Here is a 26155-nt window from a genome sequence, read left to right on the forward strand (position 1 = left end):
CAGGTCTTTCAAATTTTAATAAATTTTGAATAATGTCCTGTTCTCAAGCGTGAGTAAATTCTTTGAATCTCAAAGAAGGGACTAAATTATTTTTTGTATTATTTGACATTTTTCTCCTTTTATTGTTTATTTAATATTTTTGTAATAAATTCCAGTTTTTCTTTTTGTACATGCATAGTTGAGAGAAATTTCATTGTTTGTATTAAGTTAGGTAAGACTCATTTATAATCTTTATCTAAAAAATTTAAAGATTTGTCATTGTTATTAGAAACAAATAATTCTAAGTCTTCAATTATTGCATGAGTTAAATAACTTTCTGTTTTTACTGTTAAATCAGTTAAATAATTAGCTCATTGAAAAGCAAGATAATTTATTAATTCTTGATAGTTTTTAATTTCATTTAAAGAATCAAGAGTAGTTTGAAATATTGTTTCTTCTAAAGAACTAATATTGTTGTCAAGTCTTCTTAGATAATTTAAATAATCATAAACTTCAGCTATTTTGAATTTAATTTCTTTTTCTGTTTCAGTTTGAGTGCTTGCAGGATTTAAAAGTTTTTTAATTCTTTCTAAATCACTTGTTTTAATTTTACTTGATTTAAATAAAGTTTGACATTCTGGATAAGTAGAAATTTCTAAGAGTAATGAATTCATTCGCTCTTCTATTTTGTCTCTTAGTTCTTTCATATGAATTAAATCTTCAGCATTTTCATCTGCTTCTACAGAAATAACTAATAAGAAATTAATAAGATCTGATTCTTTTTCTCCTTCTGAAAATTTTCTTATATAACTATCCATTAATCTATCAAAATTCATTTTTCTTTTTTCTTTAAATACAGATATTTCAGGAATAATAAATTCATCTACTGCTTTTTGTAATTCAAACATTAATTTTTCCTTATCTAAAAAAGGAATGTTTTTAATTGAAGCGTTAGCAAATCTATCTATTTCACTTTTAATAATTTCTTCTCAATTTTCTGGAAATTCATCGATTTCAGTGAAAAAAGGAATAAAGTAGTCAACGATTTTTTCTCTAACTTTTTCCATTTTAGTTTCTATTTTTTTAATTATTTTGGACTCTAAAACTAATAATGTTATTTTTTCAGCATTAACTATTTTATAACCTGAATTATTTACTTTAATTGCTATTTGATCTTGTAAACCACTAATTTCATCAAAATATTTTTGTACAGGTCTAAAGTCTTCTACTGTTAGTAAATTATGAATTTTATTAAATTCTTGATTGGAAGAGTTAACATCTTCTTTTGTTATGTATTTAGAAATTTGAAGATCAAAATTATTAGAGGTAATTTCTTGGATAGAAACCTGTTTTGAAAATCCTTTGATTTCTTTTTTATCTTTATAAGTATTTAAAATATTCTCAATGTTATCAGGACTTAATTTGCAAATATCATTGTTTAATTTTACAAATAAATTAGTTGCATTAATCATAAAAATATCTTTATTTATTTTATTCTTTTTAAAGATTAATAAAACATCAGTGTTGGAGGTTCCAGAAAATAATTTATTTTGTAAATAAATAATTGAGTCTAAATGATTTTCAAGCACAAGTTTTTTTCTAATCTCTTTTTCTACTGAAGCACTTGTTAAGATTGATTCTGGTGCTAAAATAACCATAATTCCTTCATCATCTAAATTGTATAAACCTTGTAAAATAAAAGCTCAATCTGCTTTGGTTTTAGGTGGTGTACCATATTCTTTAAAATAAGGGTTGAAATTTTTAGATATTTCTGAATTTCAACTTTTAGAATTAGGAATATGTGATAATACTACATCTGCTTTAGGATTATTTGTTTTATATAAATCATTTGGTGAATAACTGGTAAATGAATCAGCATTTTTGATTTTTCAATTTTTAAAATCAACATTATTAATTATAAAATTCATTCTACTTATGTTGTAATTTCAACTATCAATTTCAATTGCATTATATTGAACTAAATCTGATTCATTTTTATATTTTTCAAAGGTTTTACCTACATTTAACATTAAAGAAGAAGTTCCGGCTGTTGGATCATAAATCTTAAGTTCATCTTTATTTTTAACATCTTCTAAAACTATTTTTGAAACTATAATTGAAGCATCATTAGGTGTATAAAAACCTTCATTTGCATTTTTATTTTCTTCAGAAAATTCACTAATTAAAAATTCAAATATCTCTTTAAAAATAAAATGATCGTTTTGATAATCAATATTTATTAGTTCAACAACAGATATTGCTTCTTCTATTAGCATTTTTAAATCTTTTTTATTTTTTCAGTTTTTTTCAATTTCATTTTTAGAAATATAAAATATATCACTAAATAAATAGGTATATTTATCATTTTTTTTAATATGATTATGAAAGAGTTCAAATCTCTCAAGTATTTTTTCAAAAGTAATATTTGAACTATGACTTGCCATATATTCTTTATATAAAGTACTAAATAAATTATCGTTAAAAATGAAGTAACCAAGTTCATTTTGAACTGTTTTGTAAATGTTTTTAATTTCTTCAAAAGAGTTAAAATATTTAGTTTTTCTGAATAATGATTTATATTTAAAATAAGAATAATCAAAATACTTGAATGCATTTTCATCTATCTTTAAATTTTGTTTCATAAAAACTTCTTGTTTTCTTGAAAGATATTTGTAAAAAGCAAAATATAAGGTTAGATGTTTGAATTTGTAAAAATCAGTTGCTGTTAATTTTCTAAAAATATTTCAATTTTTTATGAAATAATCAATTTGAGTTGTTCAAAAAGATACTGCTTTGATTTTATTTTGTTTTTGTTCCATTTTATACTCCTTTGAATTTTAAAATAAGTTTCTACTATTATAATTATATTTTAAAATTCGTTTTTTTATTTATAGTTATAAAAATAAAAAATCTAATTATAAAATTAGATTAATTATTAATTAATATCCCATTTTTTTAATTACTTTTTCGTTATTTACTCAATTTTTACTTACTTTCACATTGGTAGAGAGAAAAATTTTACTATTAAAAAGTTCTTCAAGTTCTTTTCTTGAATTTATTCCTATTTGTTTAATCATTGCTCCGTTTTTACCAATAACAATTCCTTTTTGTGAATCTCTTGAAACATATATTGTTACATCTATTTGCATTGAATGTTCTTTTTCAATAAAATCATTAACTATAACAGCAATGTTATGAGGCACTTCATCTTCTAAAAGATTAATAGCGTTTTTACGAACAATTTCTTTAGCAAGAAAACGCATACTTTTATCTGTTATATCTTCAACTGGATAAAAAGGTTCAGATTCATAGCTATACTTTTTAATTTCATTAATTAATTCTTGAATTGTTTGTTCATAAGTGATGGATGTACCTAATACAAGGGAAAATCCTTTTGATTTAAGTTGTTCTGCTTTTCTTTTGAGCGTTTCTTTATCAGAAACAAGATCCACTTTTGTAATAAGAGCAATTTTATTTTTAAAATTTTTGATTTTTTCTAAAATCATAAAATCACCTGTTCCAATTTCTTGATCAGCAGGTTGTAAAAATAAAATTAAGTCTGCGTTTTTTAAAGATTCATAAGAACTATTGTTTAATGAATCACCTAATTTTTGCTTGCTTTTATGAATACCAGGAGTATCAATAAAAACAATTTGATATCCTTCTTCATTATAAATTCCGTTTATTTGATCTCTTGTGGTTTGTGGTTTTGCACTTACTATTGATAAATCATATTGTAAGATAGCATTAAGTAAAGATGATTTTCCAACATTTGGTCTACCTATAATTGCAACAAAACACACTTTCATTAAACTTTAATATCCTCACTTAAAATAGGGAAAGGAACCATTTCAAGAACAGTATTTACTCTGCAAGTACCATCATTAGAATATTGAAATATTTTACCATCAAGTGGCATTAATTCACTCATAACTTGCCTACAACCTGCACAAGGAGAGATGAATTCATTTTTCCTTGATATTATATGAATTTCGGTAATTTCTCTTGGTTTAAATCCGTAAGAAATAGCTCCAAAAAGAGCGCTTCTTTCTGCACACATTCCAGAAGGATATGCAGCATTTTCTACATTAACACCATTTCATTCTTTTCCGTCTTTATTTTTTAAAATTGCAGCAACTGCAAAATTTGAATAAGGTGAATAAGAGTTATCTAAAAGTTTTTTTAATTTTATGTACATTATCTACTAATCTCCATTTTCTTCATTATTTTATCAACGTGATAATTCATTTTATCTTCATCTTCTTTTGTTAGATGATCAAATCCAAATAAATGAGCTAAACCATGAGCAAAAAGATAGCAATATTCTCTTTTTAGTGTGTGACCATATTCTTTAGCTTGTTCTTTAACTTTTTGATAAGAAATAATTATTTCTCCAAGTGGTAAAAAATCTAAAAAATCAAAATCACTTCAATTAGTTCCAAAAGAAAGAATATCTGTAACTTTATCTTTTTTTCTATATTCTTTGGAAATTATTTTAATTTGTTCATTATCCGTGAGTAAAAAATCAACAACAATTTTTTTTCTAGCTTTAAATTCTTGATGTGCAAGATTTAAAATCTCTTTAAATTCTTTCAAGTAACGAAATTGATAGTTTGTGTTATTTGAAAAATTCAATTTATTTTCCTTTATCATATTTAAAATTATAATATTTTTTTATAATATTAAAAAAATATTCTCTAAAATTTGAGAATATCTATTTTTAGTCTAAATCTATTTCGATTTCGTTTTCTTCTGCATTTTGTTGTTGTTTGCTTAATTGCTCATCTTCTTGTGCTTTTGTTAATTCAATAACTTTATAATCATTTGATTTTTTAAGTTCAACTTTTGGTTGTTCTTGTTGCTTATCTTTGTTTGCTTTAGGTTCTTCAACAGGAGTATCTTTTGGTTCAGAATCATCAACAATATCGATTTCACTATCTTGTGATTTAGCAGCTTGCTCTTTTAATTCTTTATCTTCTTGTTCTTTAGAAACTGAAATAACATTGAATTTTCTGTCAAATTGTTTTGGTATTTCATCTCCAATTGTAGTTCAAGTATTATCAGGATCTTGATTTTCTAATTGATCGTGAAGTTTTTGTTTTTGATCTGCTGTTAACTCTACTTGTGGTTTTTTTGGTTCTGAAGGTTCGCTAGTTGAATTGTCTTGTCCTTCTACTGTACTGTTGTTATCTTTAGTTTTATCAATTTTATTTAGTTGATCATCAAGAATTTGTTTTTCTTCTTTTTTAGTAACATCTAATTTTGTAAATTTTCTATTAAAACTTTGTGAGCTATCATCGCCAATAGTTGTTCAAGTATTTTTTGGATCTTGATTTTTTAGTTGATCACTAAGTTGTTGTTTTTGTTCAGAAGTTAAAGGAATTTGTGGTGTTTTAGGTTTTTCTGATTCACTATTATTATTGTTATTATCTTGTCCTTCAACTACACTATTGTTATCTTTTGTTTTATCAATGTTCTTAATTTGCTCATCAACAATTTCTTTTTCTTTCTCTTTAGTAACGTCTAATTTTTTAAATTTTCTGTCAAAAACTACAGGTTCAACATTACCTATTGTAGTTGATGTGTTACTTAAATCTTGTTTTAAATATTGTTCATTTAGAATTTCTTTTTGTTCCTTAGTTAAAGGAATTTGTGGTTTTTTTGGTTCTACAGGTTCGCTAGTTGAATTATCTTGTCCTTCTACTGTGCTGTTGTTATCTTTAGTTTTATCGATTTTATTAAATTGGTCGTCAAGAATTTGTTTTTCTTCTTCTTTTGAAACGTGTAAGACTTGAAATTTTCTGTCAAAAACAACTTCAGAATCTTGTGTTTGAACTTTTGGATTTGTTGTTGCAGTATCTGGGTTTTGTGAATCATCTTTAGTTTTGTCTGAATTGCTATTTAGTTCTGGATTTTCATTTTTTTGATCAACAGAACCATTTTCAGGTGCTTTGTCGTTATCTTTTGAATCAGAAGTGGTTTTATCTTCTTTTTGAACAGTTTGTGTTTTATTATCGTCTTTTGGTTGTGAATTACTTGGATTTTCAGATTTGTTTTTATCATTTATTTTCTCAGGGTCGGAAACTTTAACATTATTTTTTGGTGGATTTTCACTTTTATTTTTATCATCATTATTTCCTGGTAGTTCTGCAATAGGTGTTATCACAGGGTTTGGTTTTTCTTTAACTGGTTCTGTTTGTGTTGTTCCTGATCCTGGATTTTTAGGTTCATTATGTTTGGTATCAGTTGTATCATTACATGAAATTACCATAGTTATTGGTAATAATGGACTGGCTAACGCCAATTTTGGAAATACCTTTTTAATTTTTTTACTCATTTTTCTCCTTTTTTCTAATTTATTTAAATTAAATTATTAATTTGCATAATATATAGAAATACTTAAGAAAATAAAGAGTGCTTTTCTATATATATATATATATATATAGCAGTTAGTAACTTACTTACAATTTAATTAAAAAGAATTTAAATAAATATATTTGAATTATAACTCTTAAGTTACAAAAATAGAGATAATTTATCTTAAAAAAGGCAAAAACTGAGTTTTTTACGCTTTTTTTGAAGTTTTTGAGTTTAAAAAATTAAATAAATAAGAAAATTTAAGTATATTTTGTATTAAAAAAAAGAATTTTTTATATAATTATAATGTATATGGAATAGTACCCAAGAGGCTGAAGGGGATACGTTGGAAACGTATTAGGAGAGGCAACTCTCGCGCAGGTTCAAATCCTGTCTATTCCGCCATTGCTCAGGTGGTGAAATGGTAGACACGCTAGATTGAGGTTCTAGTGCGAGAAATCGCGTTCGGGTTCAAGTCCCGTCTTGAGCACCATATCAAAAAGACCATTAAAATCCGCTTTTGCGGATTTTCTTTTACTTTTTCAAAAAAATGAAAATTTTTGAATTAAATATATTGAAAAATACTTTAAAATGGTATAATTTGTTTGTTTTTATCTATAATAAGTTTAATGATAAAATCAGAAAGGAGTAATGTGGAAGATTCAAAAAATAAAAAAATTATGTCTTTTGCAAAACAAAAGGAAATAAACGAATACATAAGAACTAAAAAGATTTTAAAACCTATTGAAATTGAACAAAAATTCCAATTAACAAAAAGTACTGCAAGAAGATACCTTCTTAAACTTGAAGAAGAAGGTTATGTTAAAAGACCTTTTGGTGAAATTGTTTATAACGAAAAAAGAAATTATTTAGATAAAATTGTTATTGACGAAATTAAAGTAAATGTAGAAGCAAAAAGAAGCATTGCTAGAACAGCTGCTGTTTTAGCAAAAGATTACTTAAACATTTATTTAGATGCAGGTTCTACTTGTTATTATTTACTTGAATATTTAGATACTGATGTTAATATTTTTACAAATTCTGTCCATAATGCTATGAAAGCTGTTGAAATGGGATTCAAAAATATTTATGTAGTAGGTGGAAAAATAAAACATAAAAGTCTTTCAACAAATTCTCATGATTTATCAGCTATTGAAAATTTTAAATTCCAAATAGCATTTTTAGGTGTTAGTGGTATTGACGAAAATGGAAAACTAACAACAACAGAAATAGGTGATGGGAAAATGAAAAACTTCGTAGCTCAACATTCTGAACTTGTTGTTGTCTTAGCAACTGAAGAAAAATTTGGATTTGGAACATTCTATGATTTTACACCATCTGACAAATTAGTTTTAGTAGTTACAAACTATAAAAAAGAAAAAGAATTTGAAGGATTGAATTTAATTAGAACTAAGGATGAATATTAAAATGCAAGAGCTTAAAAAATTAAAAGAAATACAAGCAAGCTTACAAGTTTTTTATCAAAAAGCTAACAATATACATTGAAATATTAAAGGGATTGAATTTTTTGAAATTCACGAAGAAACAGATAAATTAAAAGCTGAAGTTTTAGAATTCATTGATGAAATTGCAGAAAAAGTAGTGATGAAAAAATCACAAGCAATCGGGAGTTTTAAAGAAATTTTAGAACTTTCATTTATCAAAGAAGAATCAACAAAAGAATTTGACTATAAAACAGCTTTACAACTTCTTGTTTTTGATTTAGAAACTTTATTAAAAGAAAGTGAAAGTTTCGAATGAAGTGCAAGAGTTCAACCAATTTTTGATGAAATTTTATTATCATTTGATAAATGATTATGACAATTTTCAGCAATGTTAAAAGAAATTAAATAAATATTCTTTATTTTTTTTCTTTTTAATGTAAAATTATAAAATATAAATCTATAATAAAATTATCTTAGATATACAGAGGGGGAAAAATGGCTATAGTTCCAAAGAGAAAAACTTCTAAACAACGTAAACATAAAAGAAGAACTCATGATGCTTTAGTTGTACAAAACTTAATTAAATGTACAAACTGTTCAAATGGTATCCAACAACATAGAGTATGTAGATTTTGTGGTTTTTATAAAGGACAAAAAGTTCAAGGTTTTACAGCTTTAAACGACAAATAATTATTAATCAAATTTATTAATAACATATAAAAACTAATATATTTTAATTCAAAAATCAAGGCTTTAGGCTTTGATTTTTTTCTATTTGAAGTAAAATTATAATAGTAAAATTAAATGAGGTTAAAAATGTATAAAAATATAGAGTTAAAAGATAAAGAAATTGCTAACGCAATAAATAAAGAACTTCAAAGACAAGAAGAACATATTGAATTAATAGCTTCTGAAAATTACGTTTCAGAAGATGTATTAAAAGCAACAGGAAGCATTTTAACTAATAAATATGGTGAAGGATATCCAGGAAAAAGATATTATGATGGTTGTGAAAATGTGGATGAAGTAGAAAATTTAGCTATTGAAAGACTCAAGAAATTATTCAAAGTAAAATTCGCTAACGTTCAACCTTATTCTGGTTCAACAGCAAATGCAGCAGCTATTGCTTCACTTGTAGAACCTGGCGGAAAGGTTTTAGGAATGTCACTAAGCTCTGGTGGTCACTTGACACATGGATATAATATCAATTTTTCTGGAAAATTTTATCAATCATTTTCTTATGATGTTGATTCTAATGGTTTGTTAGATTATGAGCAAATTTTAAAAGTAGCAAAAGAAGTTAAACCCAATTTAATTATATGCGGTTATTCAGCATATTCAAGAACAATAGACTTTTCTAAATTTAGAAAAATTGCAGATGAAGTAGGTGCTTACTTAATGGCTGACATTGCACATATAGCTGGACTTATTGCTTCAGATTTACATCCATCACCTGTAGAATATGCAGACATAATTACTTCGACAACTCACAAAACATTAAGAGGTGCTCGTGGTGGTATCATAATGACAAATAATGAAGAAATTGCTAAAAAAATCGATAGATGAGTTTTTCCCGGTTATCAAGGTGGTCCTTTATTTCATAGCATCGCAGGAAAAGCGGTTGCTTTTAATGAAGCACTACAACCTTTTTTTAAAGACTATTGCAAACAGATTATAAAGAATTCAAGGGCTTTTTCGGAAGAATTTCAAAAAAATGGAGTAGAAATAATTTCTGGCGGAACTGATAATCACTTATTTACTATAAATGTTAAAAAATCTTATAAAACAACAGGTAAATCAGCTTCTTCTATTTTGCAAAAAATCAATATTACCGTTAATAAAAACACAATTCCAAATGATGATGAATCTCCTTTTGTAACTTCAGGAGTTAGACTAGGAACTGCTGCAATGACTTCTAGAGGTTTTAAAGAAAAAGAATTTAAGCAATTAGCCAATATTATAAATAAAGCTTTGTTAAATAGTGAAAACCAAAAAGAGTTAGAAGCATTAAAACAAGAAGTAATAAAATTAACTAAAGATTTTCCTATAAAAAAATCTTATTGAAACTAAAATGAAACCAAAGAAAAATTATTTAATTTTTAACTCATTTAAAATAGATTGAAAAGAAATTTTATTCAAAAAACAAAGCAAAATTATTTTATTTTTTAAAATTTTTGTCTTGATATTATATTCAATTTATTTTACAATAAACTATGTATTTTTTAATAATTTTATAAAACTCAATAATTATAGTCATATCAATTTAGAAAGCAAAGTTCTGTTTTCAGTGACTTATTGATTTTTTAGTTTTGTATCTTATTTATACTTATTTAAAATTTACACTGGTGTACAATTACATTTGTGAAAAATTAAGTATTATTTTATATTTGCTTCTTTGTTTCTTCTAACTTCTATTGCATTTTTTGGTTTATCTTTATTTTTATACATTAATGTTGATACTTTCAGTAAAGAGAAGTTTACCTTTAATTTAAATTTAGCAGTTTATTTACTTTTATATGTAATAGTTTTAAATTGTGCTTACAATTTTTACAACTACTTTATTTTTAAAAAAAATGATGTAAAACTAAAACTTAAATATAAATGAACTATTTATTCTTACGTAAGTAAATTTATTTATTATTTTGCTTTTTTAATTTTTTATATTAACTTTTCTCTATATGTAGAAAAAACTGGAATAAGTAATATCGCAAATTATCCTTTTTTCCACTTTTTAATAAATGATTGAAAAATATCAGATTTTGTTTTAAAAACTTTATTAATTATTGGTTTATGTATAACTCTTTTTCCTTTTGTTTATAGTTTTTTCAATTTTTGGGAAATAAAAGCAAAAAATAAAGATTTTAATAAGCTATTTTTATGAATTTCAATAATTTCAATGTTTTTAACCTTGCTTTTATTTTTCATTCAGTTTGCTACTCATTTCCATTTCAAAGCGTGAAATTATATTTATTTAGGTTTTAGTATTGTAATAATTTTAATTTACTATTTTTTAGTCTTAAATTTTAAAAACATTTTTAAAACAGATCAAATAATAAAAATTTTTACTTTATGCTCAATATTTCTTTTATGAATGTTATTTTATTTAATAAGAATTCTTTTTGATTTTAATTCATCTAAAAATGTTTCTGGAATTCAAATTACTGATATAAATCTTTTTATAAATGGTATTTCTAACTTTTTAATCTTAGTTTTATTTTGTTTAAAGCATAGAAAGTGAGATTTATTTAAAAGGTTATTTGTTAGATTATTTGTTAACTTTTTTACTTTAATAATTACAATTGTCTTTTATTTAAAAAATAACAATTTATTTTATTTAATTAATGAGTTTTTAAATATTGAAGTTTTATTTTATTCTATTATAATTTTTTATATACTATTTAATATTTTGTTGTTATCTTTTTACAATTTATTAATTTTAAAATCAACAAAAAAAGGAGTTAAAAATGTTTAATTTTTTAAAAAAAGAAGAAAGAGAATTTAAAAAAATCCGTAGTGAACTAAAGAAAAATAACGATTATTTTTGAATTTTAGAAAATTACAATAAATTTATAAATGATAATCAAACAGTGCATTTAAAAGACATTTTAAACAATATAAAACTGCTTTTAAATTCAAAAGAAGAAATTGAAAACTTTGATTCTTTTTTTAAAATTTATGAAAAAAGTTTTTTTGAAAAAAAAGAAATTGATTTTGGTCTTTTTTCAATTATATGAATGAAAAACGATAAATTTATTTTCCCAACAATAAAAAAAGATAACATTTTTTTACAAGAAAAATTAGATTTTTCAAACAATGAAATTTTTAAAAATATTCAGAACATTTTTACTGAATATGTTATTGATGTAATTCAAAAAGAAAAAAAGTTAGTTTTAATTGATGGAATTATTATTTATTTTAACAAAAATGAAAACTTTGAATTATTTTACAATGAAAAACAAATTAAAAGAGTAAAAAATGAAATCTAACAACTCAAATTCACTTAAAGTTTTTGAAAATCTTCATGCAACAACTAAAATTAGTAGATTAAACACAATTTTAAAAATTTCTAATATTAATAAAGGTTTTGAAGAAAAAGTTTTTTCTTCAATTAATGTAAAAAACATTCTTTTTTCAATTGAAAATAGATATAAATTAAACTCTTTTTTCTTTAAAAAATCTAATAAAGAAAAAAATAATTCCAAACTTTGAATTTATGTTTCTGAAAAAATAGAATTAAATTATCTAAACTATAACAACATAAATGATGAACTATTAAAAAAGTTTAACTTTAAGAAGGATTTTTTAATTACAATTGGTATTGAAGCTATAAATTTTGCAAACAAAAATAAAATTATTCCTATTTTTCAAACTGAAAATACAAATGAACAACAAATTTATGAACTGGAAAAAATTATTTCTGAAATTTATGGAAATAAAATTGTCTCAGAAGTAATTTTTGTTTTAAATTCCAATAGAATTAAAGATAATTCCATCACAATTTTACCTATTGATAAATTTAATTTTGATTTAAATAATTCAACTAATTTCCAGCAAATTTCTTTTACAAATGAACATTTAATTTTTCCTGATATTTTCAATTTTATTAAAAATCTTTTTTTAATTTATTTAAACTCTATTGTTCCTGCTTTAATTTATGAATCATCTTTTTTTAAGTTAAAACAACAATTAATTCACGAAACAAGAATATTAAAAGAAATTGAAAAAAATATAGAAAATATCAAAATTAAAACAAGGGAATTAAAAAGACAGAACTTAACGGAAGAAATTGTGTTATTATCACAATTACCAAAGGAAAATTATGAAGAGTAAAGTTTTAACCAGTTTATGATCAAAAAATCTTATTTTTAAAAAAAAGAAGTCTTTTTTTAATGTAAATATTATTAAAAGTAATAAAATTATAGAAATGTTTTCTGAAAGCAATATTAACATTTATATTCCAAAAGAAAAAAACTATTTTTCATTTAAAGAAAATGTTTTTTGTTCTTTAGATAATGCAATTATAAAAATTAGAAATAAAGAAAATATTATTAAGCTATTTTTAGTAGATAAAACAATAATTAAAAATGATAAAAATTCCAAAACTTTAGAAGTAATAGTTTTTAATTATATTAAGCAACTTTTTTCTATTAAAAATGATAAAATTAAATTAAAAGAAATTAAAATTAAATATAAACAAGCTAAAAAAAAGTATAAAAAGGTTTTTAGACAAAGTAAAGTAGGTATGGATATTAATGATATTCTAACAAAATATAAGGTTGTTGAAGAATATGAAATTTTAAAAATAATGAAAGGATCGAAGATATATTTTAAAGATGAAAAAACGAAATAAATTTAAATTTTTTAGAAGATTATTAATATCAACTTTGCCCATAATTCCTGTATTTTCATCAATTTCTTTATTAAGCAACAATGAAATTGATGAAATAGATAATTACAAAACAGAACAAGTTGATCATATCCTTTCTACTTTAAAAAATAAAATTGCTAAATTATATACTCAAAGCTTACAAGAATTAAAAAATTCTTTTCCAACTAAAGCGGAATATGAAAAAAATAGATATTACCAAATTCTTAATAATAATTTTTCTATTATCGAAAATTCTCTTAAAAGTTATATTAATAATGACTTTGATTTTCTAAAACAAGAAACTTATCTGTCTAGAAATTCCATTTCAAACGAAGAATCCAAAATCATCAATACTCTCTCAAAAGATGAAAGATTAAACATTTTATCTTCTTTTTTAAATAGAATAAATAATGTTTATATTAGTGATTCCAATTGATTAACTAATCCCGGTAATTTCCCTATTTATGGTTACGATTTCAACTTAGATGATAAAGAAATAACTGATGTTGAAAAAACTAAAATTAATAGTATTATCTTTAATTTAGAAAATCAAGTTAGAAATTTCAATGGTACAGATTTTATTGCATATAATATTCAAGAAAAGCTAAGAGAACATATTTATAGAGATAGAAATATCTTAATGCAAGCTAGAAATGAAAATAAATTAGGAATAATAAAAATTAAACCAGAAGCTCTTGAAAAAAGTGCATTCAATTTAAAGAAAAATGATATTTATATTGAAAAGCCTAATCCAGAATTTAAATATACTGATGAATTTATTGTAAAAGATCCTGAAATTACACAATCAAATAACGGTAGAACTATTGACATAAGAGCAAAAATTAATTTAAATAACGTTTTTCTATTTTTTGATGAACATTTCGAATTTAAATACTCATTTTTTGAATATGAAAATTTATTATTAAATAACTATTACAATAATTTAATTGAACAAAAAAGAATATACTTAAAAGATACATCAAAAAATAAAAATTTCGATGAAATAACCGCTAGTGATTTTTATAGTTTTGATCCAAATGATAAATTTAATTTTGAAATAAATTCAATAGAAAAACATATTTTGGAATCAGAAAGAAAAGATGTTTTAATCAATTTTACATTAACAAGTAAAATTGATACTAATTCTTTTGAAATTATTGCTCCAAATCAGCATTATTTATTCCAAAAAAAAGGGAAATTCCTTTATGAAAATATTTTATTAAATAAAGTTCAAGATATTAATTTAGCTGATGAATTACCTTTAAATTTAACAGATAAAGGAAAAGAAATAACAGCTTCTAACGCAAGATTCTATAGTCCTTTAGAACAAATTGCTTATGTTTCAGGTGATACTAAAGGTTTTGATTACAAAATTAAAAAAATAGTAAAAAAAGCTGATAGTGATGGAACAATAGGGATTGCAGAAGTTCAAATAAGCAATGGAGAAGAAACAAAAAATTATTTTACAGAAGTAACCGGATTTAAAAAGGAAGAAAAACATATTAACCCTGATAATCCTGAATTTACTCAAGAAGACAAAGATAACATTTATAATAATATGTTTAAAGAAAATGTTGATGTTTTTAATAATTTTTTAAATAAAGAAGATTTACATAATTTAACAGAAGAGCAAAAAGCAGCATTATTTGCTTCTGCATTTCTTTTTTCTGAAAATAATATAAAAAATAATATTTCTAATGTTATAGAAGAAGTTGAAAATAATCCTGATTTTTCAAACTTAACTAAACAAGAAAAAACAGAAAAAATAGAAGAAATTTTAAAAAATGATTACAAAGAGTTATTTGAAAACAATAAAAATCTTTTAGATACAGCTATAGGAGCTGCTATTGATGGCAAAGCAGAAAAAATAAAAAATATTCTGGAAAATAATAATAAAATTGACTCTGAAATTGCAAAATCTATTTTAGACAAACTTGAATTACAAAAAAACGAAATTAAAGATATTCTTAAAAAAGAACCTGATCCAATTTTTGACGAAAAAATTAAAAATATAGTTGAACAAATTGATGATCAAACTAAAAAAATCCTTGCAGATAATGCAGCAAATTTTATTAAAAATTTAAATCCTTTAGAAATTAAAAAGGTTAAAAACTCTGTAGAACTCGGTATTTTATGATCTATAGTAACTGTAGGTTCTATTGTTTCTCTTGCAAGTTTAATGACTATTTTATTTTTAATTTTTAAAAGAAATAAAAAAATAAAACAAAAATTAACTTTACTACTTTCTTCTGGTGTTTTAGGTAGTTCAACTCTTGTTTTTGTGATTTATATATTATTAGAATTGATGAGGTAAAATGAAAAAAAATAATCCAATTGTAAAATCGATAAATAACTTTTTAATTAAAGTTGAAGGTGATTTTAATTACGAACAAAATCAATTTTTTAAAATCAATAAAGATCTTTATGGTTTTTTACTTTCTGCAAGTCAAGATAGAGCTGATTTAATTATTTCTAATCCTAACACTAAAATTGAGTTAAATAAAGAAATAGAACCTATTTTATTTGACAAAATAGAAACAAATAGTGGTTTTTTTGGAAAAATAATTAATATAAAAGGTGAAATTTTAAATAAAAATTATAAAGAAAATAACAATATTATTTCTTTTGGAAAATCTGAAATTTTTAAAACTGCAAGAGGAATTAATGAAAGAAAAAAAATAAATCAACCTTTATTTACAGGATATTTTGGAATTGATTTATTTACTCCAATAGGAAGAGGTCAAAGACAACTAATTGTTGGTGATCGAAAAACGGGAAAAACCCATTTAACTCTCTCTTCCATTATCAACAATTGCTCTGATAATAACATAAGATTTATTTATGCTTCCATTGGACAAAAAAATAGTTCTATTTCAGAAATTTATGAAATTTTAAAAAATAATGGTTGCTTAGATAAAAGTATCATTATACACGCTGAATCAGATAATTCTTATGATCAATTTTTATTACCATATGTTGCAATGGCTCATGCTGAAAATTTATCTAAAAATAATTTTGATGTTATTTTAATATTAGATGATTTAACTAAGCACGCAAATATTTATAGGGAAATTTCTTTATTATTGAATAAACCAGCAGGTAGAGAAGCATTTCCTGGAGATGTCTTTTTTACTCATTCTAAATTATTAGAAAGAGGTGGAAATTTTAAAGATGAAGGTTCTATAACTGTTTTTCCTATTGTGGAAACAAATTCTGGCGATATTACTTCTTTTATATCTTCCAATATAATTTCAATTACCGATGGGCAAATTGTAATAAGTAGTGAACTATTTAATTCAGGAATTATTCCGGCTATAAATTATCCAATTTCTGTTTCTAGAACAGGAAGTTCAGTTCAAAATAAACAAGTTTCTGAATTATCAAAAGAGTTGACTAAAGTCTATAATAACTATATAAAAAATCACAATCTTAATGATATTAAATTTAATCTTTCAGATACCTTTACTAAAACTTTAAATCAAGGTAAAAATATTGAAAAAATATTAACTCAAAAAGGTTTTAATAATTATCTAAACACAGGGGAAATTATTTTATTTTCAAAACTAGTAATTTGAAACATTTTAGATGCTAATGAAGACAATCAAGACTTATTTGAATTTATTTTCAGTTTTTTACAAAAAAACAAATGAGCTAATAAAATTTATAATAAACTCATTTGTTCAGAATTTGTAGATGAATTTCATTTTAAAAATTTTATAATTAATGCAATTAATGATTTTTACAATTATAAAGGAATAACAAAGAAAATTAGTCAAGAAATAAATTTTAAAAAAATAAATGAAAATGAAATGAAAGAGTATTTAGGTGAATAAAATGAATGGAAAAATTTCAAAAATTTTAACAGATGCAGTAGAAATTCAATTTGATATTGAAAACGATTTTTCAAATAATAATCTAGAAATTGGAAAAATAATTAGTGATTTAAAAGAAGAAAATATTTTACTTGTTGAAAAAATAATTTCCAATTCTGTTGTTAGAGCAATTATCATTCACAATCCAACTAAGTTATTTATTAATCAAGAAGTTATATTGCAAGATAAAAAACTCCAAGTTCCTGTAGGTTTAAAAACTAAAGGAAACATTTTTAATATTAAAGGAGAGTCTTTAAATCAACCTAAATCAAAATTCAAAATGATAGATTTGGATTCAACAATTACAAAAGTTAAATTTGAAACTAAAAACAAGTTATTTTTAGAAACAGGAGTAAAATGTATTGATTTTTTTATTCCTATTTTCAAAGGAACTAAACTTGGAATTTTAGGAGGAGCTGGAGTAGGGAAAACAGTTTTAATGAAAGAATTAATCTTTAACTTATCTTCACAAAAACTTAATAATAAATTGACTTCTATTTTTATAGGTTCTGGTGAAAGAACAAGAGAAGGTCAAGAATTACTAGATGAATTAAAAGAATCTAATTTACTGGAAAAATCTATAATTTTCATTTCACAAATGAATGAAACAGCTGGTTCAAGAAATAAAATAGTTCCTATGGGAATAACTGCAGCTGAATATTTAAGAGATGTTGAAAAAGAAGATGTTTTACTTTTTATTGATAATATTTATAGATTTATTCAAGCAGGTAATGAGTTATCTTCTTCACTTGGAAAAAAACCGTCAGCTGTAGGTTATCAACCAACACTAAATTCCGAAGTTTCTTATATTGAAGAAAGACTTAATGAAAATGAAAATGGTGGAATAACTTCTTTTCAAACAGTTTTTTTACCTATGGATGATATAAATGATCCAGGTTCCATTGCTGTTTTTAGTCATTTAGATTCTGTTTTAGTTTTATCAAGAGAAATAGCATCTAATGGTATCTTTCCAGCTTTTGATCCACTAAAATCTAATTCAAGTTTATTAACAATTGAAAATATTGGAAAAAGACATTTTGATGCACTTACAGAAACTAAAAAAATTCTTCAAAAATATGAAGAATTAAAAGATATTATCCTTATTTTAGGTTTAGAGCAACTGGATAATGAAAACTGAATAATAGCAAGAAAAGCTATGCAATTAATTAATTTTTTTAGTCAAAAATTAAGAACAGCAAGTAATTTTACAAAAGAAAAAGGAGAATTTATCTCTATTGAAAAAACTATTAGTTCAGTAGAAAAAATTGTTTCAGGAACTTATTTAAATATCCATCCAAAAGAGTTTTTATACATTAATTCAACAGAAGAAATTGATTTAAAATTAGAAAGGTTAAACTAAATATGATTTTAACTCAAATAATAGTAGGAATATTAGCTATTATTATTACGCCTTTTTCAACTGTTCCACAACTTTATAAAACTTTTAAAACTAAACACGTTGGTGTAGTGAGTTTTACAACTTTTTGAGTATTGTGATTAAGTTATATTTTTTGAATTTTTTATTCAATTTTTAAAAATGAAATTTCTATTTTCATTTTCATAGCTTCATTTGTAGATTTAAGTTTATTAAGTTTACTGATTGTATTATTTTACAAATATTCCAAAAAACTAAATTACATTTATATTGCCATTTTTCTGTCGTTTTCCTATATTTTAGTAATTATTTTAACTATTTTAAGTAGTCTTAAAATAATCTCATTCAATAACAATATAGTAAATTCAATTTTAATAAATGCTGCAAGTTTTTGCATTTCATTTGCATCATTGCCACAATTAATTAAAGGATTATTTTTCAAAAAAATGAAAGGGTTATCATTATTTTATAAATCACTTGTTTTAACTGTGGAAATTTTATGATTTACCTATTGATTAATTGCTGGATTGATTACAATTTATAATTTAGACGGTGGCATTGCTATAAGTATTACAGAAATGATTCAACTATTAATTTGATCCAGTTTTGCAATTATTACTAATTCATTAGTGATTTTGATGATTTTAATAAAAAATAAAAAACATAGCAAAAATGAACATATTTCAAACTAAATTGAGAAAAAATGATAAAATTTTTTATTATGAAAAAGATAGTACAAGTAAATATAGAAATCCCAAAAGGATCAAATATAAAATATGAATATGATAGAAAAACCAATCAAATTATAGTAGATAGAATTTTAAGAGATGGTTTTAGATATCCAGCTAATTATGGTTCTTTAAGAGAAGCGCTAGATTGAGACGGAGATGAATTAGACGTATTAGTTTATTCAGATGAATCATTTTTTAGTGGTTCTGTATTAAATGCAAGAATAATTGGAGCTATGAAAATGATTGATGATGGTGAAACAGATACAAAATTAATAGCTGTTCATGAAGATGATTACCGTTTAGATCACATTCAAAAATTAGAAGATTTACCAAAATGATGATTAAGAGAAGTAGAATTATTTTTTAGCACATACAAAAATTGAAAAAGATCAGGAATTACTTCTGTAAATGGTTTTGAAGGAATTGAATATGCTATTCAAGAATACAATGAATGTGTTGAATTAATGAATGAATATTCTCATTTACCAAAAGAAGAATTTATTAAATTAATGAAAGAAAAACATCCTGAAAAATACAAATAAAAGCACATTAAAAAACTTTGATGATAGTTTTTTAAATAATAAAGTAAAAATAATTGCAGGTTGCGATGAAGTTGGTCGTGGTTGTGTAGCAGGACCAGTTGTTGCAACCTGTGTTATTTTAAAAACTGAATTTGATAGCAATCAAATAACTGATTCTAAAAAAATTCCTAAAAACAAACATAAAGAACTTGTAGACTTAATTATAGAAAATTCATTAGAATATCACACAATTTTTATAGACTCTCAAACAATAGATGAAATTAACATTTTAAACGCAACAAAAGAAGCAATGAAAAAGTCAATTGAAAAATTTAACACAAAAATTGATTTAGTTTTAACTGATTTTGTTAAAATTGATTCTAATATCAATCAAGAAAATATTACCAAAGGTGATTCTAAATCGTTATCAATTGCTGCTGCTTCTTTAATTGCTAAATATACGCGAGATTCCTTTATGAAAGAAATTTCCAAAGATTTTCCAGTATATAATTTTAGTCAAAATTCAGGTTATTTAACAAAAGAACACAAAGAAGCATTAAAAAAATTTGGTTTTTGTTCAATTCATCGAAAAAGTTTTGAACCTATCAAAAGTATGCACAACAAAATAAAAATTTTTAAATAATTTCATTTTGTTGTGTTAAAATTTAAATATAGACAAAAAATAAATAATATTTTAGAAAGGTATTATGGAAAAAATAACTGTTGTTATATCTGATCCAATTGGATTACACGCAAGACCAGCTTCAAAAATTGTTTCTGTTTCTTCAAAATTCAAATCAGATATTAAAATCATTACATCTGCAGCTTCTGCAAACGCTAAATCAATTATGAATATTATGTCTTTAGCTATTAAACAAGGACAAGAAATTTCAATTGAAGCAGAAGGTGAAGATGAAAAAGAAGCTATGGAAGCTTTAAAAACTACAATGGTCGAAAATAATTTAATCTAAAAATTGTTTTTGTAATTATAATTAACAAATTAGTTAAAAATAGACTAATTTGTTTTTTATTTTCATAAAAAAATTATATAATTTTATTACTACAAAAGATTAAAAACAAGGGGGAAATATGTCTAAAAAAATTACAGGGATAGGAGCTTCAAATGGTATTTCAATTGCAAAAATATTCAAAATTGAAGAGCAAAAAATTGAATTAACAAATTCAAAAATTGAAAATGTTGAAGCAGAATTAAATCTTTTTAATATAGCAATAAATAAAACTATAAAACAAATAGAATCAATTAAAGAAAAAGCATCTAAAACACTAAACGAAGAAGAAGTTGCTGTTTTTGATGCTCATATACAAGTAGCAAATGATCCAGCAATTATGGATGAAGTGCAAAACTTAATTAAAAATGAAAAATTGAATGCAGCTTTTGCGACAGAAAATGTAACTAAAAAATTTATTGAAATGTTTTCAAATTTCGATGATCCATATATGAAAGAAAGAGCAGCAGACATTAAAGATGTTGCTACAAGAATTATTAAAAATATTTTAGGTATTGAAATTGTTGATTTATCAGCAATCAACGAAGAAACTATTATTGTAGCAGAAGATTTAACACCATCAGATACTGCACAATTAAATAAGAAATTTGTAAAAGGATTTTTAACTAATATTGGTGGTAGAACCTCTCACTCTGCAATTATGGCTAGAAGTCTAGAAATTCCGGCAATTTTAGGTTTAGGAAATATTACAGAAATAGTAAAAAATAAAGATGTTGTAGCAATGAATGGTGAAAAAGGTGTTGTTATTATAAACCCATCATTAGAAGAAATAAAAGAATTCGAATTAGAATTTAAAAAATTTATGGAAAATAAAAAGGAATTAGAAAACTTTTTAACTAAAAAATCTTTATCAAAAGATGGTAGAGAAGTTACTCTAGCAACTAATATTGGTTCAGTTCAAGATACAGAAGGAGCATTGAAATATAACTCCGATGCTATCGGATTATTTAGAAGTGAATTTCTATATATGGATGCAGAAAACTGACCTTCTGAAGAAGAACAATTTAACTCTTACAAAGCAGTTTTAGAAAAAATGCAAGGAAAACAAGTGGTTGTAAGAACTCTTGACATTGGTGGGGATAAAACTTTAAAATACTTTAAATTCCCTGAAGAAATGAATCCATTTTTAGGTTACAGAGCGATTAGACTTTCTCTTGATAAACAAGAAACTTTTATAACACAATTAAGAGCTTTAATCAGAGCTTCTTATTACGGAAATTTAGCAATTATGTTCCCTATGATTGCAACAGTTGATGAATTCAAACAAGCAAAAGAAATCTACTTAAAAGTGTTGGAACAAGTTAAAGCAGAAGGTCATAAAGTATCTGACAAAATAGAAGTAGGAATGATGGTGGAAATACCAGCAGCAGCAGTTTTAAGTGAACAATTTTGTAAATATGCAGATTTTGTTTCAATAGGAACAAATGATTTAATGCAATACACCATGGCTGCCGATAGAATGAATGAAAAAGTTTCTTACTTATACCAACCATTAAATCCTTCAATTTTAAAATTAATTAAAATGACAATTGACGGAGCACACAAAGCTGGTAAATGAGCAGGGATGTGTGGAGAAATGGCTGGAGATTTAAACGCAATTCCTTTATTATTAGGAATGGGTCTTGATGAATTTTCAATGTCAGCAACAAGTTTATTAGAAGCAAAAAAATTAATTTCTAAAATAGATTATAAAAAAGCTCATACTTTATCACATCAAGCAATTAAATGTGATACAGAAGAAGAAGTAAGATTATTACTTGAAACATTTAAAAAAGAAAATGAAATCATATAAAAAATATTCTGATATTCCAGAAAAATATCGTTTCGATTTAGAAAGTCTTCTTGAAAATAAAAAAATCGAAGATATTATTCAAGAATATTGAATAAGTAAAAATGAAGAATTAAAATATAAAGATTCAAAATATGAAAATATTGAATCTTTTATTTATTTTAAAGAACTAGAAAATAAAAATGAGCTAAAATTAAACAAAATAATTAACTATTTATCTAATAAACTATCTATAAACTCTGTGGACCCAATCATAAGTAAAATTCAAGTAAAATTTGAAAATGATCTAGATGAATTTAATAAACAAAATGGCTCTGAAATAAACCGTTTATACAAAAATATTGACAAAGTCAAAGAATGAATAAAGGATGAAAGACTAAAATCATTTAAATATGAGTTAACACAAATTTTAGATTTCCAAAAACACAAATTAAGCGATGAAATCGAAAATTTTCTTTTAGATATTAATAAAGCAAATCCTGATTTTTCTGAAATTTTTCAAGTTTTAAGTGATGTTGAAACTGATTTAGGTTATGGAATAACTTCAAAAAACAAAAAAATTAAAATTACTCACAGTAATTATTCTTTGTTAATGAAAAACAAAGACAGAAATTTAAGAAAAACTACTTTTAATAGTTATCTTAATTCTTATTTTAAAAATAAAAACACTTATGCAAAACTTTTAATCCAGCATTTTTCAAGAATTTCTACTTTTGCTCTTAAAAGAAAATACAATTCTTCCGTAGAATCCTTTATAAGTGAAGATTATATTGAAGAAAATATGCTTCAAACTCTCTTTAATAATGTTAAAAAATTAAAACCATTATTAAAGAAATTTCAAAAATATGATTCTTTATTTTTCAAAGCTAAATTCAATCAAAAGAAAGAATATTACGACTCATTTGTTGATTTAGTTGATAAAAAAGAAATATATTCAGTAGAAGAAGCACAAGAAATTTATAAAAAATCTTTAAGCATAATGGGACAAGAATATAACGATGTTTCTCAAAAAGCTTTTAATGAAAGATGAATTGATTATATGAATTGTGATGGAAAAACTTCTGGTGCATATTCAATTAGTAATGCTTATGGTTTAGATAAGATATTTATCTCAATGAATTGAGATTACACTTTAGAGTCTGTTTTAACTCTTGCTCATGAAATGGGACATTCAATGCACACATATTACTCCAATAAAAATCAAGATCAAAACAATGCAGAATATCCTATTTTATTAGCTGAAATTGCATCAATATTTAATGAATTAGTAGTTAGTGACTATTTAAAAGAAAATGCTAAAAATGATTTAGCCAAGTTACAAATATTAAGAAAAAATATTCAAGATTTTATTTCCACTGTTGTTAAACAAACCTTTTGATCAAATTATGAGTATCACGTTTATAATGCAATAGACAAAAATCAAGAAATTTCTACATTTGATGATTTAGCAAAAATTTATTCTAACACATATAAAGAATATTTTGCTTCTGGTTTTAAAAATGAAAAAAGTTTAATTTTTGCAACAATTGTTCCTCATTTTTATTTAGATTTCTATGTTTATAAATATGCAATTGGTTTTTTAGTTGCAAATTATTTCTTTAATGATTACAAAATTAATGGACCAAAATCATTAGAAAATTATATTCATAATTTCTTATCAGCAGGTGGAAAAGATAAACCATCTATAATTCTACAAGAAGCTGGAATCAATCTAAAAAATGATGATTTATACATTAATAGTTTTCAAATTTTAAGCAAAAATATTGAAGAATACATAAAATTAGGTAAAAAAATCTTTAAAGTATCATAAAAATTAAGGTTTTTTTGCATTTTTATTATATAATTAAACATATATTAATTTAACAAAAATTTAGTAATTATAAAGATTGTAAAGGATAAAATGAAAAAACATAAATTATTAAAGCCTATTTTAGCACTAAGCACAGTTTCTGCTTCAGTTATTACTTTGATTTCTTGTTCAGACAAAAAAGAAGAAAAAAACTTTTTATATGTAAGTCAAACTAATTTATTTTCTACTTCAGCAGAATTTAACTTTGAATCAAAAAATACAGATTTAAATTTTGATGAATCTAAATATAAGTATAAATTTGAATACAAAAAAGAAGCAGATGCAGATTTCAGTACTTTAGCTAACGAAGATTTTAGAGTAGTAGAAGGTTATAAAAATAAAGCAATAGTTACATTAAAAAACTTAGAACCAGAAACCAATTATTTATTTAAATTTTCAAGAGCTACTAAAACTGGAGAAAATTCATATAGTGAATTTCAACAAGTAGAATTAAGCACAGAAAATGAAAATAAACTCTATGCATTCACAACAACCAAAACTCCAGATATTTCAAGTGGTGACTTTATTTTAACACCAAATAAAACAGCTACATCTACACAAGTATCATTAACTTTTAGTAAACCTGAACAAATAAAAGATAAGAAAGTTTGAGTTGTATTAAGTGAAATTTCATTAGGTTCTACAGGTTATAAACAAACAAAAGAAATAGAAACTAAATCACAATTTTATTCAGATACTTCAAAACCTTTAACTTTTGAATTTGATAAATTACAAGGTCAAAAAACTTATTTAATTTCAGATTTATTAGTTAGTGAACAAAACGAAAGTGATAAATCAAAAGCGACTAAATTATCTTTTGAATCAGAAAGTTTAATTAAGCAATTAACCACTACATCACGTTTAATTAGTGCTCAAAGAGTTGCTTCAAGTGAAGTTGAAAATAGTGATCAAGTTAAAAAACCATTTACAATCGCTTCTAATGTTACATCTATTGAAAATGGTTCAACTTATAAATTAACCATTAGAGAATATGATAGAACATCAGGTAAATTTAAATTAGTTAAAAAAGAAGGTAGTGAGCAAGAAAATTATGTTGAATACACTTCAAGCGTTACAGCAAGTGAAAACAATTTAAATCGTTTCTTATTTGTATTTAACGATATCCCAGAAAAAGGAAAATCCTATATAATTGTTAAATTTGTTAAAGTAACAACAGATAATAAAGAAGAACCTTTAACAATTTTCAGAAATGCTAATAACACTATTATTGAAGACGTATTTATCAACTAAAATAAAAAATTCAAGTTTATAAAGTGGGACAATTTATTGGGACACATTTTACCAGTGATATCACTGGTAAAATTTTTTTATTTTGAAATTCAAGAATTTCAAATTTCATTTGGGGTTTTTCAATTTAAAATTGATTGTGGTCTTTCTTCATTATATCAATTTATATAATTATTAATCATTTCTTTTAAATTATTAAAAGTTAAATTTTTAATTTTAATGTGTGATAAACATTCGCTCTTTATATTAGAAAAGAAATATTCAATTTCTCTATTATCTAATGAATTACCAACTCTTGACATTGAAATTATTCCATTATTTTTTTCAATAATTTCTACAAATTTATTAGAAGAATAAACACTTCCATGATCAGTGTGCATAATTCATTTTTCATTAAAGCTTAAATCTTTATTGTGTTCTATAACCAAATTTAAATCATTATTTCTTGATAAATTTCAAGAAACAATCTTTTTAGTTTTATGATGAATTGTTGCTGAAAAATATACATGATTAGAATCGAATACATCTTTAGGAGAAGTTATATAAGAAACATCTGTTGCAAAAATATTGTTGTTTTTTCCTTGAAAATCTCT

The 26155-nt window shown here is 23.5% G+C and carries 23 protein-coding genes and 2 tRNA genes; 19 read left to right on the plus strand and 6 right to left on the minus strand.

Annotation, left to right across the window (positions count from 1 at the left end; all coding sequences use genetic code 4):
* Positions 1 to 119 precede the first annotated feature (119 nt).
* From ACXX86_RS02455 to ACXX86_RS02475, 5 genes are all read right to left on the minus strand, one after another.
* A complete protein-coding gene (locus tag ACXX86_RS02455; protein ID WP_436359171.1) occupies positions 120 to 2798 on the minus strand; it encodes an N-6 DNA methylase in 2679 nt (892 codons plus the stop codon).
* 120 nt (positions 2799 to 2918) lie between these two features.
* Complete coding sequence (era, locus tag ACXX86_RS02460; RefSeq protein WP_436359169.1) at positions 2919 to 3788, minus strand: GTPase Era; 870 nt, start codon at positions 3786 to 3788, stop codon at positions 2919 to 2921.
* Positions 3788 to 4177 carry a cytidine deaminase gene (gene cdd / locus ACXX86_RS02465; RefSeq protein ID WP_436359168.1) on the minus strand — a complete coding sequence of 130 codons (390 nt, stop codon included), beginning with the start codon at positions 4175 to 4177 and terminating at the stop codon, positions 3788 to 3790. Before cdd ends, era begins: the two co-directional genes overlap by 1 nt.
* Positions 4177 to 4632, minus strand: a complete 456-nt coding sequence (gene ybeY, locus ACXX86_RS02470; RefSeq protein ID WP_458561071.1) for an rRNA maturation RNase YbeY — start codon at positions 4630 to 4632, stop codon at positions 4177 to 4179. The genes cdd and ybeY overlap by 1 nt, the downstream gene beginning before the upstream one ends.
* 67 nt (positions 4633 to 4699) lie before the next feature.
* Complete coding sequence (locus ACXX86_RS02475) at positions 4700 to 6316, minus strand: hypothetical protein (RefSeq protein ID WP_458561072.1); 1617 nt, start codon at positions 6314 to 6316, stop codon at positions 4700 to 4702.
* A 334-nt stretch (positions 6317 to 6650) separates the two neighbouring features.
* On the opposite strand from ACXX86_RS02475, the gene ACXX86_RS02480 reads away from it, so the two are divergent.
* The 19 genes from ACXX86_RS02480 (at position 6651) to ACXX86_RS02570 (ending at position 25565) form a co-directional block, all read left to right on the plus strand.
* Positions 6651 to 6741, plus strand: a tRNA-Ser gene (locus ACXX86_RS02480).
* 2 nt (positions 6742 to 6743) lie between these two features.
* Positions 6744 to 6829 (plus strand) — tRNA-Leu (locus ACXX86_RS02485).
* 160 nt (positions 6830 to 6989) lie between these two features.
* The gene (locus ACXX86_RS02490; protein WP_436359165.1) at positions 6990 to 7763 is read left to right on the plus strand and encodes a DeoR/GlpR family DNA-binding transcription regulator; all 774 of its coding nucleotides are present in this window, start codon (positions 6990 to 6992) and stop codon (positions 7761 to 7763) included.
* A gap of 1 nt (position 7764) precedes the next feature.
* Positions 7765 to 8190 carry a Dps family protein gene (locus tag ACXX86_RS02495; RefSeq protein ID WP_436359164.1) on the plus strand — a complete coding sequence of 142 codons (426 nt, stop codon included), beginning with the start codon at positions 7765 to 7767 and terminating at the stop codon, positions 8188 to 8190.
* Between the two features lie 86 nt (positions 8191 to 8276).
* On the plus strand, positions 8277 to 8471 hold the full coding sequence (gene rpmF / locus ACXX86_RS02500; protein WP_436359163.1) for a 50S ribosomal protein L32: 195 nt from the start codon (positions 8277 to 8279) through the stop codon (positions 8469 to 8471).
* 126 nt (positions 8472 to 8597) lie between these two features.
* Positions 8598 to 9851, plus strand: coding sequence for a serine hydroxymethyltransferase (gene glyA, locus ACXX86_RS02505; protein WP_436359162.1), 1254 nt, complete (start codon positions 8598 to 8600; stop codon positions 9849 to 9851).
* Between the two features lie 1394 nt (positions 9852 to 11245).
* Positions 11246 to 11767, plus strand: coding sequence for an MSC_0623 family F1-like ATPase-associated protein (locus ACXX86_RS02510; RefSeq protein WP_458561073.1), 522 nt, complete (start codon positions 11246 to 11248; stop codon positions 11765 to 11767).
* Entirely contained in the window at positions 11757 to 12611 is an 855-nt protein-coding gene (locus ACXX86_RS02515; protein ID WP_458559410.1) for an MSC_0622 family F1-like ATPase gamma subunit, read from the plus strand. The genes ACXX86_RS02510 and ACXX86_RS02515 overlap by 11 nt, the downstream gene beginning before the upstream one ends.
* Entirely contained in the window at positions 12601 to 13131 is a 531-nt protein-coding gene (locus ACXX86_RS02520; RefSeq protein ID WP_458559409.1) for a hypothetical protein, read from the plus strand. Before ACXX86_RS02515 ends, ACXX86_RS02520 begins: the two co-directional genes overlap by 11 nt.
* Positions 13115 to 15463 carry a hypothetical protein gene (locus ACXX86_RS02525; protein ID WP_458559408.1) on the plus strand — a complete coding sequence of 783 codons (2349 nt, stop codon included), beginning with the start codon at positions 13115 to 13117 and terminating at the stop codon, positions 15461 to 15463. The genes ACXX86_RS02520 and ACXX86_RS02525 overlap by 17 nt, the downstream gene beginning before the upstream one ends.
* A gap of 1 nt (position 15464) precedes the next feature.
* Positions 15465 to 16982: an MSC_0619 family F1-like ATPase alpha subunit gene (locus ACXX86_RS02530; RefSeq protein WP_458559407.1), complete on the plus strand. Its 1518-nt coding sequence runs from the start codon at positions 15465 to 15467 to the stop codon at positions 16980 to 16982.
* A gap of 1 nt (position 16983) precedes the next feature.
* Positions 16984 to 18381: an MSC_0618 family F1-like ATPase beta subunit gene (locus ACXX86_RS02535; protein WP_458561074.1), complete on the plus strand. Its 1398-nt coding sequence runs from the start codon at positions 16984 to 16986 to the stop codon at positions 18379 to 18381.
* A 2-nt stretch (positions 18382 to 18383) separates the two neighbouring features.
* Positions 18384 to 19088, plus strand: coding sequence for a PQ-loop domain-containing transporter (locus ACXX86_RS02540; RefSeq protein WP_436359154.1), 705 nt, complete (start codon positions 18384 to 18386; stop codon positions 19086 to 19088).
* Between the two features lie 29 nt (positions 19089 to 19117).
* Complete coding sequence (locus ACXX86_RS02545) at positions 19118 to 19669, plus strand: inorganic diphosphatase (protein ID WP_458561075.1); 552 nt, start codon at positions 19118 to 19120, stop codon at positions 19667 to 19669.
* Between the two features lie 52 nt (positions 19670 to 19721).
* A complete protein-coding gene (locus tag ACXX86_RS02550) occupies positions 19722 to 20291 on the plus strand; it encodes a ribonuclease HII (protein WP_458561080.1) in 570 nt (189 codons plus the stop codon).
* Positions 20292 to 20355: 64 nt separating this feature from the next.
* Entirely contained in the window at positions 20356 to 20619 is a 264-nt protein-coding gene (locus ACXX86_RS02555; protein ID WP_436359152.1) for an HPr family phosphocarrier protein, read from the plus strand.
* Positions 20620 to 20737: 118 nt separating this feature from the next.
* A complete protein-coding gene (gene ptsP, locus ACXX86_RS02560; protein ID WP_458561076.1) occupies positions 20738 to 22468 on the plus strand; it encodes a phosphoenolpyruvate--protein phosphotransferase in 1731 nt (576 codons plus the stop codon).
* Positions 22455 to 24275, plus strand: a complete 1821-nt coding sequence (locus ACXX86_RS02565; protein WP_458561077.1) for a M3 family oligoendopeptidase — start codon at positions 22455 to 22457, stop codon at positions 24273 to 24275. Before ptsP ends, ACXX86_RS02565 begins: the two co-directional genes overlap by 14 nt.
* A gap of 90 nt (positions 24276 to 24365) precedes the next feature.
* The gene (locus tag ACXX86_RS02570; RefSeq protein ID WP_458561078.1) at positions 24366 to 25565 is read left to right on the plus strand and encodes a hypothetical protein; all 1200 of its coding nucleotides are present in this window, start codon (positions 24366 to 24368) and stop codon (positions 25563 to 25565) included.
* A 77-nt stretch (positions 25566 to 25642) separates the two neighbouring features.
* On the opposite strand, the gene ACXX86_RS02575 is transcribed toward ACXX86_RS02570, so the two are convergent.
* Positions 25643 to 26155, minus strand: a 513-nt coding sequence (locus ACXX86_RS02575; protein WP_458561079.1) for a transposase, incomplete at its 5' end; no start/stop codon positions are given.

This window comes from Mycoplasma sp. CB776 (genome assembly GCF_054343395.1).